Raw genomic sequence first — 2,131 nt, 5'->3', positions numbered from 1 at the left:
GCAATTGTCGCGCTAGAAGCTAGTATGCTTGATTTGTTTCTGGCATCTTCTTTGGTAAAGGCGATACAATACGGTTCTCAACTACTCCTAGTGGGTGACATTGACCAGTTACCCTCTGTGGGTCCTGGTCAAGTCCTTGCTGACTTGATTAATTCTGGTCACGTCCCAGTGGTGCGGTTGACCAAGGTATTTAGGCAAGCCCAACAGAGCGCAATTATCACCGCTGCTCACCAAATTAACCGAAGCCAGTTTCCCACAATTGAACCGATTTCCGATAATCCTGTGTCTGAGTGTCTGTGGCACGGCGGCAGTCATCACCCCAAACATGGTGTTAAAGCAATATCCGAAATCATTACAGACTTGATTCCCCACCTGGGTTACAATCGAGCTACTGATGTGCAAGTGCTTTGCCCCACCTCGCGGGGTTTGCTTGGGACTCGTAACCTCAATACCGTATTGCAGCAGTTGATTAATCCGCCCAGTCCCGACAAAGTAGAGATTACCAGTGGCGGGAATTTATTACGAGAAGGCGATCGGATCATTCAACTGACTAATGATTATAATCACGAAATTTTTAACGGCGACTTCGGAATTATCAAGGCCATTGATCTTGAAGAGATGGAAGTTACTGTACAGTATGGTAAGCATACTGTCGTTAGAACCAGAGCAGACTTAAATCAAATTGCCCTCGCCTGGGCCCTCACCATTCATCAAAGCCAGGGTTCAGAATATCCGGTAGTAATTCTGCCAATTTATACGCAGCCTTATATGTTGTCTCGTAAACAGTTGTACACAGCATTAACTTGTGCCAACCAGTTAGCGATTGTCGTTGGTTCCAAGAAAGCGATATCCAAGGCTTTGCGTTCTAGTGACGGCCAACTGCGATATACGCGATTACAGCAGCGGTTGGAAAGCGCTTTTTTGCACCCGACGATTGCAATTTAGAAATGTTCAACTTAACAATTTCACCCGTCTTGCGGTTGTTGCTCTCAATCAAGAGTGAGACAAGAAGTAGCTAGCCCGCATTTCTCACTCTTCTCAAGGCGTTTGATGGAGCAGAAGAGAAGTAATGAGTAATGAGTAATGAGTAATGAGTAATGAGTAATGAGTAATGAGTAAAAACTTCGGCTCTTGCGTTGGTTTTATGGTGAGGCATTAAAATAGCAGTTTTGTAGAAAGGCTCAAAAACTTAAAATCCAGTCACATCAAGGAACATAGACTCTGATTAGATTTTATTTATTATTCGGCTCCATAAAAGGAACTGAAGAGCCAAAACTTCTTACTCATTACTCATTACTCGTGCTTTCGCCCCGTGTCTGGTAAGCGACGGCGGGGCATTTCATTACTGGTAAGTGCCTTGGCAATTCTTGAGAAACTACTTCTCTAGCTCCCGTTTGCGGTTCTAGAAAAAAGTGTCTTAAACACAAAGCAATCAAACCACTCTCAAAAAATAAACTAAAAATGACTCTATAGTTTTATGGCGTGATAGCGCTTAAAAAGCAGTACGCTGCGGCGTAAATAAACTTTGGAGGACGCTCTTTGACCTTTTATATCATTTATTAACTATAAAGTCATTTTTAGTTTATTTTTTTCACCTCTTTTTAGGCTTTTCAAAATAAATACCCTGCTGAACAATTGCATAACAGTATTGCGTTTGTCACGCTCCTCAGTATTAGAGGTGTACTATACGCAAAAATCGAGAAATTTTCATTCGCTTGAGGATGAGTTGAAACGCCCATTTTAAAGGACAATAAAAATCAGACACTATAAAACCAGACGAAACTACCATTGTGTCTGATTATTAAGGGAGTAATAAAAATGACACTCTCTCTTGTCCACATAACAGCCCATAGAAAGGCGATCGCTTCCTTGCCAGTAGCGCAGGCGGAGGCGAAGTTGATTGCGCTGTGGCTGGAGGGAAAAGCGTCGTCTTCTATTCGGGCTTACCAGCGATACACTAGGCGATTTCTGGATTTTCTGGACAAGCCGCTCAAAAAAGTGACTTATGAAGACTTGGTAGAATACGCTAGTTCTTTTGGGGGCAATGCCGAAAGCACAAAGCGGATATACATAGCTTGTGCTAAAAGCTTGATTAGTTTCGCTCATAAAATTGGATATCTCCCTTTTAATG

The 2,131-nt window shown here is 42.5% G+C and carries 2 protein-coding genes; both read left to right on the top strand.

The genetic code is table 11. The features are described from left to right. Positions 1 to 945, top strand: a 945-nt coding sequence (locus ACEYW6_RS36050) for an ATP-dependent DNA helicase (protein WP_412983582.1), incomplete at its 5' end; no start/stop codon positions are given. A gap of 873 nt (positions 946 to 1,818) precedes the next feature. Further along, positions 1,819 to 2,131: site-specific integrase (locus tag ACEYW6_RS36045; protein ID WP_412983581.1), on the top strand; the 313-nt coding region annotated here is incomplete at its 3' end.

Source organism: Nostoc sp. UIC 10607 (assembly GCF_047228265.1).
Taxonomy (GTDB): domain Bacteria; phylum Cyanobacteriota; class Cyanobacteriia; order Cyanobacteriales; family Nostocaceae; genus Nostoc; species Nostoc foliaceum_A.
The sequence above is the reverse complement of the archived record's forward strand: the minus strand, read 5'-3'. Positions and strand labels throughout refer to the sequence as shown.